Genomic DNA, 14,377 nt, shown 5'->3' with positions numbered 1-14,377 from the left:
AGGTTTCCTCCCCTAACACGATATGTCGCGACAACAAGAAACTCAAGATGTATCGCGTTTGTGTGGCGGGTCGTGCCTACTCGTCGTCGTCATCCAACCGGGCCAGCCACGTGGCCAGACGCTCCACGGGCGTCTCGAACTCCGGGTTGAGATCGACGAACTCCTTGAGCCGCTCCCCGAGCCAGAGGATGCTGACCTCCTCCTCGCCACGGCGCTCGACGAGCTCCTCGATCCCCCGATCGGTGAAGTACATGGTGCTCCGTTCTAACAGAAAGCCCCCGCCGGAGCGGGGGCCTTCCAGGTGGAAAACGATCAGCCGAAGATCTCGTGCACGATCTCCTCGAGCTCCTTGTCGTGCGAGGCGTGGGAGCCGGTCGCGGGGGAGCTGTTGGGGGTGCGCGAGACCCGGCGCAGCGCCCGGCCGCCGAGAAGCTGCGGGTCCTCCGCCAGCTTCAGCGTGAGGTACGGCCACGGCCCCATGTTGACCGGCTCGTCCTGGGCCCAGAGCAGCTCGACCTGCGCGCCGTACCGGGAGAGCTCGGCGGTGAGCTCCTCGGCGGGGAACGGGTAGAGGCGCTCCAGGCGGACGATCGCGACGTCGTCGCGGCCCGACGCGTCCCGGCCGGCGGCCAGGTCGTAGTAGAGCTTGCCGGAGGTCAGGACGACCTTGGTGACCTTCGACGGGTCGACGGTGGTGTCACCGATGACCGGCTGGAAGGTGCCCGAGGTGAAGTCGGCCGCCTTCGAGGTCGCCTTCTTGTGGCGCAGCAGCGACTTGGGCGTGAAGACCACCATCGGCTTGTGCCGCCCCGACTCCACCTGCCACCTGAGCAGGTGGAAGTAGTTGGCCGGGGTGGTGGGCTGCACGACCGTCATGTTGTCCAGGGCGCAGACCTGCAGGAAGCGCTCGATGCGGGCGCTGGAGTGGTCGGGGCCCTGGCCCTCGTAGCCGTGCGGCAGCAGCAGGACGACGCCCGACTTCTGGCCCCACTTCTGCTCACCGGACGAGATGAACTCGTCGATGATCGTCTGGGCGCCGTTGACGAAGTCGCCGAACTGGGCCTCCCACGCCACGAGGGCGTCGGGGCGCACCACGCTGTAGCCGTACTCGAAGCCCAGTGCCGCGAACTCGCTGAGCAGCGAGTCGTAGACGTAGAACTTCGTGGTGCCGTGGTTGAAGGCCTTCAGCGGGGTGTGGTCCTCGCCGGTCATCCTGTCGACCAGCACCGCGTGGCGCTGGGTGAAGGTGCCGCGACGGGTGTCCTGGCCGACGAAGCGGACCGGGTGACCGTCGATCAGCAGGGAGCCGATCGCCAGCGCCTCACCCATGGACCAGTCGATCGCGTCCTGCTCGACCATCTGGCCGCGCCGCTGCAGCACCGGCGACAGGCGCGGGTGCACGGTGAAGCCCTCGGGCAGGTTGAGCTGGGTGTCGACGATGCGCTTGAGCGTCTCGTCGGTGATCGCCGTGGGCGTGTCCGCGTGCGACCACTTGATGACCTCGGTGGGCGGCACGCGCAGCTCGCCGGAGTCCTCGCGCGGGTGCTTGGCCGCCTCGCGGACCTCGGTGAACGCCTGCTCCAGCTTGGCCTGGTAGTCGCGCAGCGCCGACTCGGCCTCCTCGACCGTGATGTCGCCGCGGCCGATCAGGGCCTCGGTGTAGAGCTTGCGCGTGGAGCGCTTGGCGTCGATGAGGTCGTACATCAGCGGCTGGGTGAAGGCGGGGTTGTCGCCCTCGTTGTGGCCGCGGCGGCGGTAGCAGATCAGGTCGATGACCACGTCCTTGCGGAACGCCTGGCGGTACTCGTAGGCGAGCTGGCCCACGCGGACCACCGCCTCCGGGTCGTCGCCGTTGACGTGGAAGATCGGGGCCTGGATCATCCTGGCCACGTCGGTGGCGTACACGCTGCTTCGGGAGGAAGCGGGCGAGGTCGTGAAGCCGACCTGGTTGTTGACCACGATGTGGATGGAGCCGCCGGTGCGGTAGCCGCGAAGCTGCGACAGGTTGAGCGTCTCGGCCACGACGCCCTGGCCGGCGAAGGCCGCGTCGCCGTGGATGAGGACGGGCAGGACCGTGAAGCCCTCCTCGCCGCGCTCCAGGAGGTCCTGCTTGGCCCGCACGACGCCTTCGAGCACGGGGTCGACCGCCTCCAGGTGGGAGGGGTTGGCCACGACCGAGGCGGTGATGGTGTTGCCGCCCGGGGCGACGAACGTGCCCGAGGCGCCCAGGTGGTACTTCACGTCGCCGGAGCCGTGGGCGGTCCGCGGGTCGATGTTGCCCTCGAACTCGGTGAAGATCTGCCCGTAGGACTTGCCGACGATGTTGGCGAGCACGTTGAGCCGGCCGCGATGGGCCATGCCGATGACGACCTCGTCGAGGTCCTCGTCGGCGGCGTCGCTGATCACCGAGTCGAGCAGCGGGATCAGGGACTCGCCGCCCTCCAGCGAGAAGCGCTTCTGGCCGACGAACTTCGTCTGCAGGAACGTCTCGAACGCCTCGGCGGTGTTGAGCCTGCCGAGGATGTTGAGCTGCTCCTCGCGGTCGGGGGAGGCGTGCGGCTTCTCCACCCGGGCCTGGATCCAGGCCCGCTCCTCGGGGTTCTGGATGTGCATGTACTCGATGCCGACCGTGCGGCAGTACGAGTCGCGCAGCACGCCGAGGATCTCGCGCAGCTTCATCAGCGGGCGGCCGCCGAAACCGCCCGTCGCGAACTCGCGCTCCAGGTCCCACAGCGTCAGGCCGTGCGACTGGATGTCGAGGTCGGGGTGCTTGCGCTGCTTGTACTCCAGCGGGTCGGTCTCGGCCATGAGGTGGCCGCGCACCCGGTAGGCGTGGATCAGCTCGATCACGCGCGCGGACTTGGCCACGTCGTCGTCGTGGGAGGCGGAGATGTCCTGGACCCAGCGGACCGGCTCGTAGGGGATCCGCAGCGCCTCGAAGATCTCGTCGTAGAAGCCGTCCTCGCCCAGCAGCAACCGGTGGATCTGGCGCAGGAAGTCGCCCGACTGGGCGCCCTGGATGATCCGGTGGTCGTAGGTGCTGGTCAGCGTCATGACCTTGGAGACCGCCAGCCGCGACAGGGTGTCGGGCGCGGCGCCTTGGTACTCGGCCGGATACTCCATCGCGCCCACGCCGATGATCGTGCCCTGGCCGGGCATCAGGCGCGGAACGGAGTGGACCGTCCCGATCGTGCCGGGGTTGGTCAGCGAGATCGAGGTGCCGGCGAAGTCGTCGACGCCCAGCTTGTTGCCGCGCGCCTTGCGGACGATCTCCTCGTAGGCCATCCAGAACTGGCGGAAGTCCATGTCGTCGGCCGCCTTGATGGACGGCACGAGGAGCTGGCGCTCGCCGTTGCTCTTCTGGACGTCGATGGCCAGGCCGAAGTTGACGTGCTCGGGCTTGACCAGCGTGGGCTTGCCCTCGACCTCGGTGTAGGAGAAGTTCATCTCCGGCATGGCCTTCAGCGCCTTGACGATCGCGAAGCCGATCAGGTGCGTGAAGGAGACCTTGCCGCCGCGTCCCCGCTTCAGGTGATTGTTGATCACGATGCGGTTGTCGATGAGCAACTTGGCCGGGATGGCCCGGACGCTCGTCGCGGTCGGCACCGACAGCGACAGGTCCATGTTGGCCGCCGTGCGGGCCGCGGCGCCGCGCAGCTTGACCTCTTCGGCGCCCTTGGGCACCGCCGTGGCCGGCTGCTTCGGCTTCTCGGCCACGGGCGCCGGGCTGGCCGGCGCCTTGGCGGGAGCTGGAGCGGGGGCGGGCGCGGTCGTGGTGCCGTTCGCCGCCTCCCTGGCCGGGGTTCGGCCCGGTCCGTAGTCAGGGTTGTAGTCAGCGAAGAAGTTCCACCAGGCCTTGTCCACAGACTCGGGATCCTGGAGGTACTTCTGGTACAGCTCGTCGACAAGCCACTCGTTTTGCCCAAAGCTTGCCAGCGGGTTTGACCGCGACGACTCAGACGACACGGCGGAAATCGCCCTCTTCCGCAGATCGGCGTTGATGTTAGAGAACCGGTCCAAGGCTACTCGCCCAGACCGGCAGAGCGCGCCGGGGTGACCACCGCGCCCCGACTGATCCTCTCAGGAGAGTCCAAAGAGGTCACGCCTCCCTAGTCAATCCAGGTGGTGTTGCCAATATTACCGTTTGGTATCAACAGGCTGACAGGAGGTTTAGTTCCCGGCGGAGATGACTCTGCTGGTGATCCGCACGCCGGGGGAGAGCGCGGTCAGAAGCTCCGCCAGCTCCTCGCCGGCGACCTTGAGCTCCTCCATGGTCATCGGCTCCAGGCGCTCCAGCAGGAACAGCCCGTTCACCGTCTCCTCGGTCAGCCGGGTGCGTACTCCCTGGCGCCAGTTCCAGCGGCGGCAGGTGACGCCGGTGTCGTCGCGCCAGATCACCTCGCCGGGCTCGGGCGTCCCGAGCACCTCCTCGGAAGCCTCGTCGCCGGCGGCTCTGACCAGCCGGGGCGGGCCCGCGTACCGGTCGAGGTCCTCGCCGCCGATCGGCAGCGCATGGGTGACGCTCACGGAGTTGTAGGCGTCGACGATCCGGTTGATCTCCGGCAGCGGCAGCCTGCGGGTCAGCGCGTCGACACTCGGGCGCGTGCGCTGGGGCTTGGCGCCGAACGCCCGGTAGGCGTCCTTCCAGGCGTCGATCTTCTCGGTCTGTACGGCCCGCGCCGACGCCTCCGCCAGCCACCCGCGCGCCCGGTCGTCGGTGGGCCCGTTCTTCATGCCGTGGGCCGTCATGACCAGGACCGCGAAGTCGGGACGGAGCTCGAAGATCGCCTCGTCCACCCGGATGTGCTCAATCATGCCTGGCAGCTTATTGCCGTCAACCGCAAAAATCACTTTGCAAAATTGCCTTTGCGGTCTAGGGTGAAGGCATGGGAGACGGGTACCGGATCACCGATCCAGAAGTCCTCAAGGTGGTCGCGCACCCGCTGCGGGTGCGCATGCTCGGCATGTTGCGCGCCGACGGCCCCGCGACCGCGAGCCAGCTCGCCCGCCGCGTCGGCGAGAGCTCGGGCTCGACCAGCTACCACCTGCGCGAGCTGGCCAAGTACGGATTCATCGAGGAGGACCCCTCCACCGACGGCAGGGAACGCCGCTGGCGCGCCCGCCACAGCTACACGACCTGGGACAACGTCCAGATGGCCGCCACGCCCCAGGGGCGCGAGGCCCTGAAGATCATGAAGCTGCGCCAGGTGGAGGCGCTCGGCCGCGCCATCGAGGAGTTCGACGAGGACGAGTGGTCCACCGAGTGGGCCGAGGTGAGCGGCATGACCGACATCCTGATCAAACTGCCGCCCGCGGGGCTGCGCGAGTTCTTCGACCGCGCCGGAGCCCTGCTCGACGAGCTGGAAGAACGCCACGCCGACGACCCCTCGACCGCGTCGGCGCAGGTCTTCCTGGCCGGATACCCCAGAAGGGAGCTGGAGGCGTGACTCCCTTAAGCGCGCGCCGCCGCTATGCCCTGGTCAGCTTCCTGACCTGGCTGCCGCCCGGGCTGATGATGGCCCCGATGGTGCTGCTGATGTCCGAGCGCGGCCTCGGCCTGCCCGAGATCGGGCTGACCGTGACCGTCTTCTCCGTCGTCACGATCGCGCTGGAACTGCCCACCGGCGGACTGTCCGACGTGGTCGGCAGGCGGGTGGTCCTGGCCGCCTCGGCCGCCGTCAGCGTGGCCGCGATGACGACGCTGGCCTTCGCCACCACGCTCGGGGCGTTCGTGGTCGCCGGCGTGCTCAAGGGCGTGGCCAGGGCGCTGTCCAGCGGGCCCGCCGAAGCCTGGTACGTCGACACCCTGCACGCCACCGAGGGCCCCGCCGCCGACCTGCGGCCGGGACTGGCCAGGGGCAGCGCCATGGGCTCCGTCGCGCTGTGCGCGGGCATGGTGGTGGGCGGGGTCCTGCCGCTGGCCGTGCCGCCGGGAGCGCCGATCCTGCCGCTCGCCGCGCCGCCGCTGGCCGCCGCGTTGGCGGCCGCCGTACTCCTGGTGGTGGTCCTGCTCGTCCTCCCCGAACCGCCGCACGCGCGTCGCTCGCTCGGTGGGGTGTTGCGCGAGGTGCCGCTGACCGTGGCATCGGGGCTGCGGCTGGTCACCGCGGGGCCGCGGTTGCGGCGTCTCATGATCTACGCGATGGCCAACGGCATGGCGCTCACCGCCGTCGAGCTGCTGACCCCCGGACGCCTGGCCGACCTCGCCGGTACGGCGGAGCGTGGCACCACCGCCTATGCCCTCGTGGCCGCCGTCGGCTTCGCGGGCAGCGCGGTGGGCTCCTCCCTCGCGCCCTTCCTGGCCAGGATCGCCGGCGGCAACGCCAGGGGCGCGAGCGCGGGCGTCGTGCTGGCGGCGCTGTCACTGGGCGCGCTGGCCGCCACCGCCGGGCTGGACGGCGTGCCGGGGCTGGTGAGCGCCGGGATCGCGTACGTGCTGATGTTCACCGGGATCAGCGCCACCGGGCTGCTGGCCCAGGCCATGACCCACGACGCGGTCACCGCCGCGGAACGCACCACCGTCACCTCGATCGGCTCCCTGTCGCTGCAGGCCGGGGGCGCGCTGTCCAACCTGGCGCTCGGCCTGCTGGCCGCGGGCTCCGGCGTGGCCGCCGCCTGGTGGCTGGTGTCGGCGGTGCTGCTGCTGTCGAGCCTGCTGTTCGCCCGGCTGCCCGAGCGCGTGAGGGAGGCCGTGTGAACAGCAGGTCCGCCGCCCGCAGGTACGCGCTGGTCAGCTTCCTGACCTGGCTGCCTGCCGGGCTGATGATCGCCCCACTGGTATTGCTCATGCTTGAGCGGGGGCTGACGATCGTTCAGGTGGGCGTCGTCATGACCGTGTACTCGCTGGTCATCGCCGCCCTTGAGCTGCCGACCGGTGGGCTCGCCGACGTGATGGGGCGGCGGCGGGTGCTCGCGCTGGCCGCCGCCTGCACCGCGCTGTCGCTGGGCCTGCTGGTGTCGGCCACCTCGTTCTGGGCGTTCGTGCTGGCCGGTGGAGTGCTCGGGGTGTCGAGGGCCTTGTCCAGCGGGCCCGCGGAGGCCTGGTACGTCGACACGCTGCACGCGGTCGAGGGACCCGAGGCGGACCTGCGGCCTGGGCTGGCGCGCGGGCACATGATGGAGGACGTCGCGCTGGGCGTCGGCGTGCTGGCGGGCGGCTTCGTGCCGCTGCTGAACCTGCCGCTGGATCTGCCCGCGCTGGCCGTGCCGCCGCTGGCCGGGGCCGTGGCGGCGCTGGTGTGGCTTGGTGTCGTGCTGGTCGCGCTGCCGGAGCCGCCCCATCCCCGGGTGCCGCTGGGCGAGGTGCTGCGCGGCGTGCCGCTCACCGTGGCCTCGGGGGTGCGCGTGTCCGTGCGCGACGGGGTGCTGCGGCGGCTCGTCCTGCTGTCGGCGGTGGTGGGGATGGCGCTGACCTGCGTCGAACTGCTGGTGCCCGGTCATCTGGCCGCGCTCACCGGCTCGGTCGAGCTCGGGGCCACCGCCTACGCGGTCGTGGCGGCGGTGGGGTTCGCCGGCGGCGCGCTCGGCAGCGGCCTGGCTCCCGCGCTCGCGCGAAGACTGGCCGGGAGACAAGCCGTCGTGGGCGGCGCCGAGGGTTCCGTGCGGGGGGCGGTCGCCGGGCTGGTGCTCTCGGGGCTCTCGCTGGCGGGCCTGGCCCTTTCGGCTCTGCTCGGCGGAGCGTCCGGAGTGGGCTCCGTGGTGCTGGCGGGGCTGCCGTACGCGGTGCTCTTCGTCGGGCTGGGCGCGTACGGCGTGCTGCGGGCGGAGCTCAGCCATCACCGGGCCACCGCCGCTGAGCGGGCCACGATGGCCTCGGCCGCGTCGCTGGCCGGTTCCGGCGGCGCCGCGCTGGCCAACCTGACGCTGGCGCCGCTGGCCATGGGCCTGGGGACGTCGGCCGCCTGGTGGCTGGTGGCGGCGGTGGTGCTGCTGTCGAGCCTGCTGTTCTTCCGCCTGCCGGCCGGGGAGCGGGCGACGGTGTGAGTTACAGCCAGCCGTGCCGCTTGGCCAGCTGGTACGCCTCGGCGCGGGTGGCGGTGCCGAGCTTGGCCACGGCGGCGGCCAGGTAGTTGCGCACGGTCCCGTTGGACAGGTGGGTACGGCGGGCGATCACCGCCACCGGCGTGTCCAGCTCGGCCAGGCGCAGCACGTCCAGTTCGCGCGGGGTCAGCGGGCACTCGGGGGCGGTCAGGGCGTCGGCGGCCAGTTCGGGGTCGACGTAGCGGGCGCCGCCGTGCACGCGCCTGATGACGTCGGCCAGCGCGCCGCCGGGTGCGCCCTTGGGGAGGAAGCCGCTGGCTCCGGCGTCCAGGGCACGCTTGAGGAGGGGCGGCCTGCCGTACCCGGTGAGGATGATCACGCGGCAGGACGGCAGTGCGGCGGCCAGCTCGGCGCTGACCTCGAGCCCGCCGAGCGCGGGCATCTCCAGGTCGACCACGGCCACGTCGGGGCGGTGCGAGAGCGCGGCCTGGACCGCGGCGCGGCCGTCGGCGGCCTGCGCGACCACCTCCAGGTCGGGCTCCAGCCCGAGCAGCGCGGCCAGGGCGGTGCGGATGAGCTCCTCGTCGTCGGCGAGCAGAACCTTGATCACCTGAGTGTCGCCTCCAGGGTGAAAACGCCGCCTTCGAGGCGGGTGCGGAGTGTGCCGCCCGATTCGGCCAGCCGGTCGGCCAGGCCCCGCAGACCGGACGAATGCGGATCGGCCGGGCGCTCGACGGCGCCGTCGTTGGCCACCGTGACGCCCTCCCGGGTGACGTCGATGGTGCACCAGGTGGCCCTGCTGTGGCGCAGCACGTTGGTGCCCGCCTCGCGCACGACGGGCGCGAGGAGCGCGGCGATCTCCTGCGGGAGGTCCTCCGCGGGCAGGGTCGCGGTGCAGCGCACGCCGGACGAGCGCAGCACCTTCTCGATCGCGGCGAGCTGCGCGCGCAGGTCCACCTCGCGATAGCCGTGTACGGCCCGCCGCAGGTCACTCAGCGCCGCGGCGGCCAGGCGGCGCAGGTCGGCGGCCTCCTGCGCGGCGCGACCCGGATCGCGCTCGGCCAGCTCCGCCTTGAGTGCGATGACCGAAAGGTCGTGTCCGAGCAGGTCGTGCACGTCGCGGGCGAAGCGCAGGCGTTCCTCGGCGGCGGCCAGCCTGACCTGGGCCTGCCTGCCCTCGTCGGCCTCGACGAGCAACGTCCACAGCCACAGGTGCAGGCCGTTGACGGCGATGAAGCAGAGCCCGACCGCGACGGTGATCGTGAAGTAGCCGATGTCGCCGTGCCACCAGGCCAGCAGCGCGCCGGCGGCGAGCGTCGCGGCGACAGTGGAGAGGACGAGCGCCCGGCGGCCGAGCACCGGCGCGGTCGCGAGGATCGAGGCGCCGATCCAGGCCCACGACTCCCAGCGGCCCGCCTCCGGCGATGCGGCCAGGGGGCCGACCAGCGGGACCGAGGCCAGCGCGGCCACGCAGAACGCCTGGGCCAGCCGGTGCTGGACGTTTCTGGAGATGTCGGGGGTGACGGTGGCGTACAGGAGGGCGGCCTGCGCGGCGGCGAAGAGCAGTGTGCCGACGGCGCCCAGCGCGGCGCGGACCGGATCGGGCTCTCTGAACACGCCGATGCCTGGCAGCGCGACGCTGGACATCACCACCATGCCGAGCGTCGCCAGGGTGGCGATCCTGGCGCGGCGCAGGCGTACGTGCACGGGCGTGAGTCTAGGGGTGGTTCGCATGCTTCTACGCTCGTGCCGGACGCGCGCAAAGGGCAGATGCGGAGCGCACGATGCCGCCATTAGAATATGATTCTGTAACAATGGGTGAATGGCTAAGTTTGTGGTGACCCCCGCCAGCGAGGAACAGCGTGCCGCCTGGCAGAGCAGGGTGGCGATGCCGGAGGTCGAGCGGGTGCGGCCGGGGCTGTGGTCGATCCCGGTGCCGATCCCGATCAACCCCCTGCGTTACGTGCTGGTCTACGCGCTGGAGCTGCCCGGCGGGGTGGTGATCGTCGACGCCGGCTGGAACACCGACGAGGCCTACCAGGCGCTCTGCGACGGCCTGGCGGTGGCGGGCTACTCGATCACCGACGTCAAGGGCGTGCTGGTCACCCACATCCACCCCGACCACTACGGCCTGGCCGGCCGCGTGCGCGAGAGCGGCGGCGCCTGGATCGCCCTGCACCCGGCCGACGCCGCCCTCCTGCACGACCGCTACGACGACGGCGCCATCGACGCGCTGGTGGAGCGGGAACGCCGCCTCCTCGTACGCTCCGGCGTGCCCGAGCTGACGCTCGACGAGCTGGCGGGGGCATCGATGATGATCAGGCACATGGTCTCCATGGCCAAGCCCGACCGCCTGGTGGAGGACGGCGAGGCCCTCGGCCTGCCCGGCTGGGACCTGCGGGCGATCTGGACCCCCGGGCACTCGCCCGGCCACCTGTGCTTCGTCTCGCCGGAACGCCGCATCCTGTTCTCCGGCGACCACGTGCTGGCCAAGATCACACCCATCGTCGCCGTGCACCCGCAGTCGGGGCCGAACCCGCTGGCCGACTACCTGGACTCGCTGGCCGCCGTGCGCAAGTGGGACGTGGACGAGGTGCTGCCCGCGCACGAGTACCGCTTCCTGGAACTGGCCGAGCGGGTGGACCACGTGATGCTCCACCACGAGGAACGGCTGGCCGAGATCGAGTCCGTGGCCGCCGCCGCGGGCTCGGGGATCTCCTGCTGGGACGTCGCCACCCGGCTCACGTGGTCGCGGCCGTGGGAGTCGATCCCGCCGTTCATGCGCCGTTCCGCCAACAACGAGACGCTGGCGCACCTGGTGTGGCTGGAGTCGCGCGGACGGCTGCGCCGGATCGCCGGTGACGTGGACCTCTGGATGCCCGCCTGATATTCCATGTATATCAAGTAGGGAATGTTGACTACGTGCGATCTCCCGCGTAGCGTCGTGGACATGAGCCCGGATTTGACCCGGCGCGCGCATGTCGACTTCTGCCGCGTCGTCAGCGCCCAGTGTCAGTGATCACGATCTTTCGCTCCCTGACCCTCGATCGCCTCGGGAGGGCGCTCGATGAAGATCCAGATCAACCACGTGACCAAGCACTTCGGCTCTCTCACCGTCCTGTCGGACATCACCCTCGGCGTACGGCAGGGCGAGTTCCTGACCATCGCCGGCCCCGGCGCAAGCGGCAAGTCGACCCTGCTCGACCTGGTCAGCGGCCTGCTCAGGCCGAGCACCGGTGAGATTCTCCTCGACGGCGTGCCGCTGAGCGGACCGGCGTTCGAGCACGGCGTCCTGCTCCAGCAGCACGCGCTGTTCCCCTGGCGCACCGCGCCCGCCAACGTGGAGTTCGGGCTGGAGGCCAGGGCCGTGCCGAGGGGCGAGCGGGCCGGCCTGGCCCGCCACTACCTCGGCCTGGTCGGGCTCGGCGCCCTCGACGGCCGCTACCCGCACGAACTCACCGCCGGCACGCGCCTGCGCGTGGCCATCGCCAGAAGCCTCGCCTACGAACCCGACGTCCTGCTCATGGACGAGCCCTTCGCCGCCTTCGACGGCCGGACCCGCGCCGCGTTGCGCGAGAACCTGCTGTCGGTCTGGGAGAAGACCGGCAAGACCATCGTCCTCGCCACCCGGTCCCTGGACGAGGCCGCCTACCTGGGCCGGCGGGTCGCCATCCTGACCTCCTCGCCGGGCCGTGTCCTGTCCCTCCGCGAACCGCACGAGCGGGCGGTCACCCATGCCTAGACCCTCACCACCCGCCCCCGGCCTCGCCACCTCATCCCTCGACGCCGAGCCACTCAACGCCGAGTCGTTCAACGGCGACGCACTCAATGCCGGAACTCTCAACGCTGAGTCGCTCAATGCCGGATCTCTCAACGCCGGTGGTCGCGACGTCGGGGGTCTGGACGCCTACGCTCTCGACGCCGACTTTCCCGGCCATGGCGGCCCCGTCGCGCCCGCCGTCCCTGTCTTCGCCGCGCTCGGGGCGGCGCAGCCGGTGGGCGACGGCGTGAGCACCACGTGGAGGACCCCTTGAGCATGCACCTGAACGCCTTTCTCATGGGCGTCGGCCATCACGAGGCCGCCTGGCGGCACCCGCTGACCGACCCCGGCCGCATCACCGACCCGCGCCACTACCAGGAACTGGCCAGGATCGCCGAACGCGGCAAGCTCGACTCCCTCTTCCTGGCCGACGGCCTGGCGCTCTGGGGCGACGTGCGGCACAACGCGCTGGGCGGCCTGGAGCCGCTGACGCTGCTGTCGGCGCTGGCCTCAGTGACCGAGCACATCGGGCTGATCGCGACCGTGTCCACGACGTACAACGAGCCGTTCCACGTGGCGCGCAAGTTCGCCTCGCTGGACCACATCAGCGGCGGCAGGGCCGGGTGGAACATCGTGACCTCCGCGGGCGAGGCCGAGGCCAGGAACTTCGGCCTCGAACGCCCCGCGCACAGCGTGCGCTACCACCGGGCCGAGGAGTTCCTGGAGGTGGCCGACGCCCTGTGGAGCAGTTGGGCCGAGGGCGCGGTGCTCAACGACCGCCTGAACGGGATTTATGCGGATAAGTCGGGTGTTGGGCCCATCAACCATTCGGGGGCGCACTTCAAGGTCCAGGGCCCGCTGAACGTCCAGCGCTCGCCCCAGGGCCGCCCCCTTCTGGTGCAGGCGGGCTCGTCGGAGGACGGAAAGGAGTTCGCCGCCAGGTTCGCGGAGGCCGTCTTCACCGCCCAGCAGACCCTGGAGGACGCCCAGGAGTTCTACGCCGACCTCAAGAGCCGGCTGCCCCACTACGGCCGCTCGCCGTACTCCCTGAAGGTCCTTCCCGGCATCTCACCCATCATCGGCTCGACCGAGCGCGAGGCGCTGCGGCGGGAGAAAGAGCTCGAAGAGCTCATCACCCCCGCGTACGGCCTGCGCCAGCTCTCCAACATCCTCGGCTCCGACCTGACCGGCCACCCGCTCGACGGACCGCTGCCCGAGCTACCCCCGAACCCCGACGGCCAGCAGAGCCGCATCAAGCTCGTGCGCGACCTGGCCGACCGGGAGGGGCTCACGCTGCGCGGCATCATCAGCCGCCTGGCCGGCGGGCGCGGCCACCGGGTGGTGGCCGGAACCCCCGAGCAGATCGCCGACCAGCTCCAGGAGTGGTACCAGAACGGCGCCGCCGACGGCTTCAACATCATGCCGCCCTACCTGCCCACCGGACTGTCCGACTTCGTCGACCTGGTCGTGCCCGAACTGCAGGTGCGCGGGCTGTTCCGCACCGAGTACGAGGGGGGCACGCTGCGCGAGCGCTACGGCCTCTCGCCGGCGGGGGTCTCATGAGCATCGTGACGGTCGTCGGCAACCCCAGGACTGGTTCCAGGACGTACGGCGCGGCGATCGCGGCCACCGACGCCGTCGCCGCCCGGCTGGGCGCCGGAGAGCACCAGGCGGAGGTGGTGGACCTGTCGGCGCTGGCCCCGGTGATCCTGGACCCGGCCCCGCACGCGGCGCTGGAGGTCGCGCTCGAACTCGTGGCTTCCGCCTCCGTCGTCGTCTTCGCCAGCCCCACCTACAAGGCGACCTACACCGGCCTGCTCAAGGCGTTCGCCGACCGCCTCCCGCCGGACGCGCTGGCCGGCAGGACCGCGCTGCCCGTCCTGGTCATGGGCGATCCCCGCCACGCGCTGGCGGTCGAGACGCACTTCCGGCCGCTCCTGGTCGAGCTGGGCGCGTACGTGCCCACTCCGGGTCTGGCCCTCCTGGAGTCCGAGCTGCCCGGCGAGGCCGCCGTCGCCCGCTGGGCCGACCGGGTGAGCCCGCAGATCCGCACAAGTCAGGCCGACCCGGTGAGCCCGCAGATCCGCACGAGACAGGAGGCGTACCGATGACGGCCCCCGCCTACGACCGCGGCTACGGCGTGGACGCCGACGGCTTCCGCGACGCGCTGGCCCGGCACGCGGCGGGCGTCGTGATCGTCACCGCGCGCCCCGAGGGCGTCCCGGTCGGCCTGACCGCGACGTCGTTCTCCTCGGTCAGCCTCGAACCCCCGCTGGTCTCCTTCTACGTCGACCGTTCCTCCACCACCTGGCCCTGGCTACGGCTGGCCGACCACTTCGCCGTCAACGTCCTGGCCGGCGACCAGCACGACCTGGCCACCCGCTTCGCCAGGCGCGGCATCGACCGCTTCGCCGGGCCCACCCGCTGGCATCCAGGGCCGTTCGAGACGCCGCTGCTGGACGGCGTGGCCGCCCACCTGATCTGCGAGCCGCACACGACCGTGGACATCGGCGACCACACGCTGGTGGTCGGGCTGGTGCTGGAGTGCGCCGCCGGCGCGGGACGCCCCCTGCTGTACCACCGCGGCCGCTACGGCCGTTTCCTGCCCCTCTGACCGGCCAGGACCTCATGCCCCGC

The 14,377-nt window shown here is 71.2% G+C and carries 14 protein-coding genes; 8 read left to right on the top strand and 6 right to left on the bottom strand.

Annotated elements, in window-relative coordinates; genetic code table 11:
- Positions 1-76: 76 nt before the first annotated feature.
- The 3 genes from ACIBEJ_RS42250 to ACIBEJ_RS42240 all read right to left on the bottom strand — a co-directional run bounded on the left by ACIBEJ_RS42250 (position 77) and on the right by ACIBEJ_RS42240 (position 4,815).
- Complete coding sequence (locus tag ACIBEJ_RS42250) at positions 77-253, bottom strand: DUF6104 family protein (protein WP_184972535.1); 177 nt, start codon at positions 251-253, stop codon at positions 77-79.
- A gap of 59 nt (positions 254-312) precedes the next feature.
- The gene (locus ACIBEJ_RS42245; protein WP_397188586.1) at positions 313-3,966 is read right to left on the bottom strand and encodes a multifunctional oxoglutarate decarboxylase/oxoglutarate dehydrogenase thiamine pyrophosphate-binding subunit/dihydrolipoyllysine-residue succinyltransferase subunit; all 3,654 of its coding nucleotides are present in this window, start codon (positions 3,964-3,966) and stop codon (positions 313-315) included.
- 204 nt (positions 3,967-4,170) lie between these two features.
- Positions 4,171-4,815 (bottom strand): B3/4 domain-containing protein, encoded by a 645-nt coding sequence (locus ACIBEJ_RS42240; protein WP_397188585.1) that lies wholly within the window; start codon positions 4,813-4,815, stop codon positions 4,171-4,173.
- Positions 4,816-4,886: 71 nt separating this feature from the next.
- Here ACIBEJ_RS42240 and ACIBEJ_RS42235 point away from each other — a divergent pair, with 71 nt between their 5' ends.
- From ACIBEJ_RS42235 to ACIBEJ_RS42225, 3 genes are read left to right on the top strand one after another with little or no spacing between them, the layout of a single operon-like run.
- Positions 4,887-5,447, top strand: coding sequence for an ArsR/SmtB family transcription factor (locus ACIBEJ_RS42235; protein WP_397188584.1), 561 nt, complete (start codon positions 4,887-4,889; stop codon positions 5,445-5,447).
- Complete coding sequence (locus ACIBEJ_RS42230; RefSeq protein WP_397188583.1) at positions 5,444-6,697, top strand: MFS transporter; 1,254 nt, start codon at positions 5,444-5,446, stop codon at positions 6,695-6,697. The genes ACIBEJ_RS42235 and ACIBEJ_RS42230 overlap by 4 nt, the downstream gene beginning before the upstream one ends.
- Complete coding sequence (locus tag ACIBEJ_RS42225; protein WP_397188582.1) at positions 6,694-7,983, top strand: MFS transporter; 1,290 nt, start codon at positions 6,694-6,696, stop codon at positions 7,981-7,983. Before ACIBEJ_RS42230 ends, ACIBEJ_RS42225 begins: the two co-directional genes overlap by 4 nt.
- Before the next feature lies 1 nt (position 7,984).
- Here the strand turns inward: ACIBEJ_RS42225 and ACIBEJ_RS42220 are convergent, their stop codons facing one another.
- Together ACIBEJ_RS42220 and ACIBEJ_RS42215 are read right to left on the bottom strand one after the other, a co-directional pair.
- On the bottom strand, positions 7,985-8,590 hold the full coding sequence (locus ACIBEJ_RS42220) for a DNA-binding response regulator (protein WP_397188581.1): 606 nt from the start codon (positions 8,588-8,590) through the stop codon (positions 7,985-7,987).
- Complete coding sequence (locus ACIBEJ_RS42215; RefSeq protein ID WP_397188580.1) at positions 8,587-9,687, bottom strand: sensor histidine kinase; 1,101 nt, start codon at positions 9,685-9,687, stop codon at positions 8,587-8,589. The genes ACIBEJ_RS42220 and ACIBEJ_RS42215 overlap by 4 nt, the downstream gene beginning before the upstream one ends.
- 115 nt (positions 9,688-9,802) lie before the next feature.
- On the opposite strand from ACIBEJ_RS42215, the gene ACIBEJ_RS42210 reads away from it, so the two are divergent.
- Both ACIBEJ_RS42210 and ACIBEJ_RS42205 read left to right on the top strand, forming a co-directional pair.
- Positions 9,803-10,867 carry an MBL fold metallo-hydrolase gene (locus ACIBEJ_RS42210; protein WP_397188579.1) on the top strand — a complete coding sequence of 355 codons (1,065 nt, stop codon included), beginning with the start codon at positions 9,803-9,805 and terminating at the stop codon, positions 10,865-10,867.
- 180 nt (positions 10,868-11,047) lie between these two features.
- Complete coding sequence (locus ACIBEJ_RS42205; RefSeq protein ID WP_397188578.1) at positions 11,048-11,722, top strand: ABC transporter ATP-binding protein; 675 nt, start codon at positions 11,048-11,050, stop codon at positions 11,720-11,722.
- A gap of 31 nt (positions 11,723-11,753) precedes the next feature.
- On the opposite strand, the gene ACIBEJ_RS42200 is transcribed toward ACIBEJ_RS42205, so the two are convergent.
- The gene (locus tag ACIBEJ_RS42200; RefSeq protein ID WP_397188577.1) at positions 11,754-11,918 is read right to left on the bottom strand and encodes a hypothetical protein; all 165 of its coding nucleotides are present in this window, start codon (positions 11,916-11,918) and stop codon (positions 11,754-11,756) included.
- 98 nt (positions 11,919-12,016) lie between these two features.
- Between ACIBEJ_RS42200 and ACIBEJ_RS42195 the strand changes: the two genes are divergently transcribed.
- Genes ACIBEJ_RS42195 through ACIBEJ_RS42185 form a run of 3 tightly spaced genes read left to right on the top strand, consistent with a single transcriptional unit; the run spans position 12,017 to position 14,354 of the window.
- Positions 12,017-13,303, top strand: a complete 1,287-nt coding sequence (locus ACIBEJ_RS42195; RefSeq protein ID WP_397188655.1) for an LLM class flavin-dependent oxidoreductase — start codon at positions 12,017-12,019, stop codon at positions 13,301-13,303.
- On the top strand, positions 13,300-13,851 hold the full coding sequence (locus ACIBEJ_RS42190; protein ID WP_397188576.1) for an NADPH-dependent FMN reductase: 552 nt from the start codon (positions 13,300-13,302) through the stop codon (positions 13,849-13,851). The genes ACIBEJ_RS42195 and ACIBEJ_RS42190 overlap by 4 nt, the downstream gene beginning before the upstream one ends.
- Complete coding sequence (locus tag ACIBEJ_RS42185) at positions 13,848-14,354, top strand: flavin reductase family protein (protein ID WP_397188575.1); 507 nt, start codon at positions 13,848-13,850, stop codon at positions 14,352-14,354. The genes ACIBEJ_RS42190 and ACIBEJ_RS42185 overlap by 4 nt, the downstream gene beginning before the upstream one ends.
- Positions 14,355-14,377 lie beyond the last annotated feature (23 nt).

Origin of the sequence: Nonomuraea sp. NPDC050790 (assembly GCF_044456745.1) — a bacterium.
Taxonomy (GTDB): Bacteria; Actinomycetota; Actinomycetes; order Streptosporangiales; family Streptosporangiaceae; genus Nonomuraea.
Note: the sequence above shows the minus strand (reverse complement) of the source record. Positions and strands in the feature narration are given on the sequence as shown.

Excerpts from the sequence above, each read along its gene's own strand:
- ACIBEJ_RS42250 (WP_184972535.1), bottom strand. The coding sequence starts at position 253 with ATGTACTTCACCGATCGGGGGATCGAGGAGCTCGTCGAGCGCCGTGGC.
- ACIBEJ_RS42240 (WP_397188585.1), bottom strand. The coding sequence starts at position 4,815 with ATGATTGAGCACATCCGGGTGGACGAGGCGATCTTCGAGCTCCGTCCC.
- ACIBEJ_RS42235 (WP_397188584.1), top strand. The coding sequence starts at position 4,887 with ATGGGAGACGGGTACCGGATCACCGATCCAGAAGTCCTCAAGGTGGTC.
- ACIBEJ_RS42210 (WP_397188579.1), top strand. The coding sequence starts at position 9,803 with ATGGCTAAGTTTGTGGTGACCCCCGCCAGCGAGGAACAGCGTGCCGCC.
- ACIBEJ_RS42205 (WP_397188578.1), top strand. The coding sequence starts at position 11,048 with ATGAAGATCCAGATCAACCACGTGACCAAGCACTTCGGCTCTCTCACC.
- ACIBEJ_RS42200 (WP_397188577.1), bottom strand. The coding sequence starts at position 11,918 with ATGGCCGGGAAAGTCGGCGTCGAGAGCGTAGGCGTCCAGACCCCCGAC.
- ACIBEJ_RS42195 (WP_397188655.1), top strand. The coding sequence starts at position 12,017 with ATGCACCTGAACGCCTTTCTCATGGGCGTCGGCCATCACGAGGCCGCC.
- ACIBEJ_RS42190 (WP_397188576.1), top strand. The coding sequence starts at position 13,300 with ATGAGCATCGTGACGGTCGTCGGCAACCCCAGGACTGGTTCCAGGACG.
- ACIBEJ_RS42185 (WP_397188575.1), top strand. The coding sequence starts at position 13,848 with ATGACGGCCCCCGCCTACGACCGCGGCTACGGCGTGGACGCCGACGGC.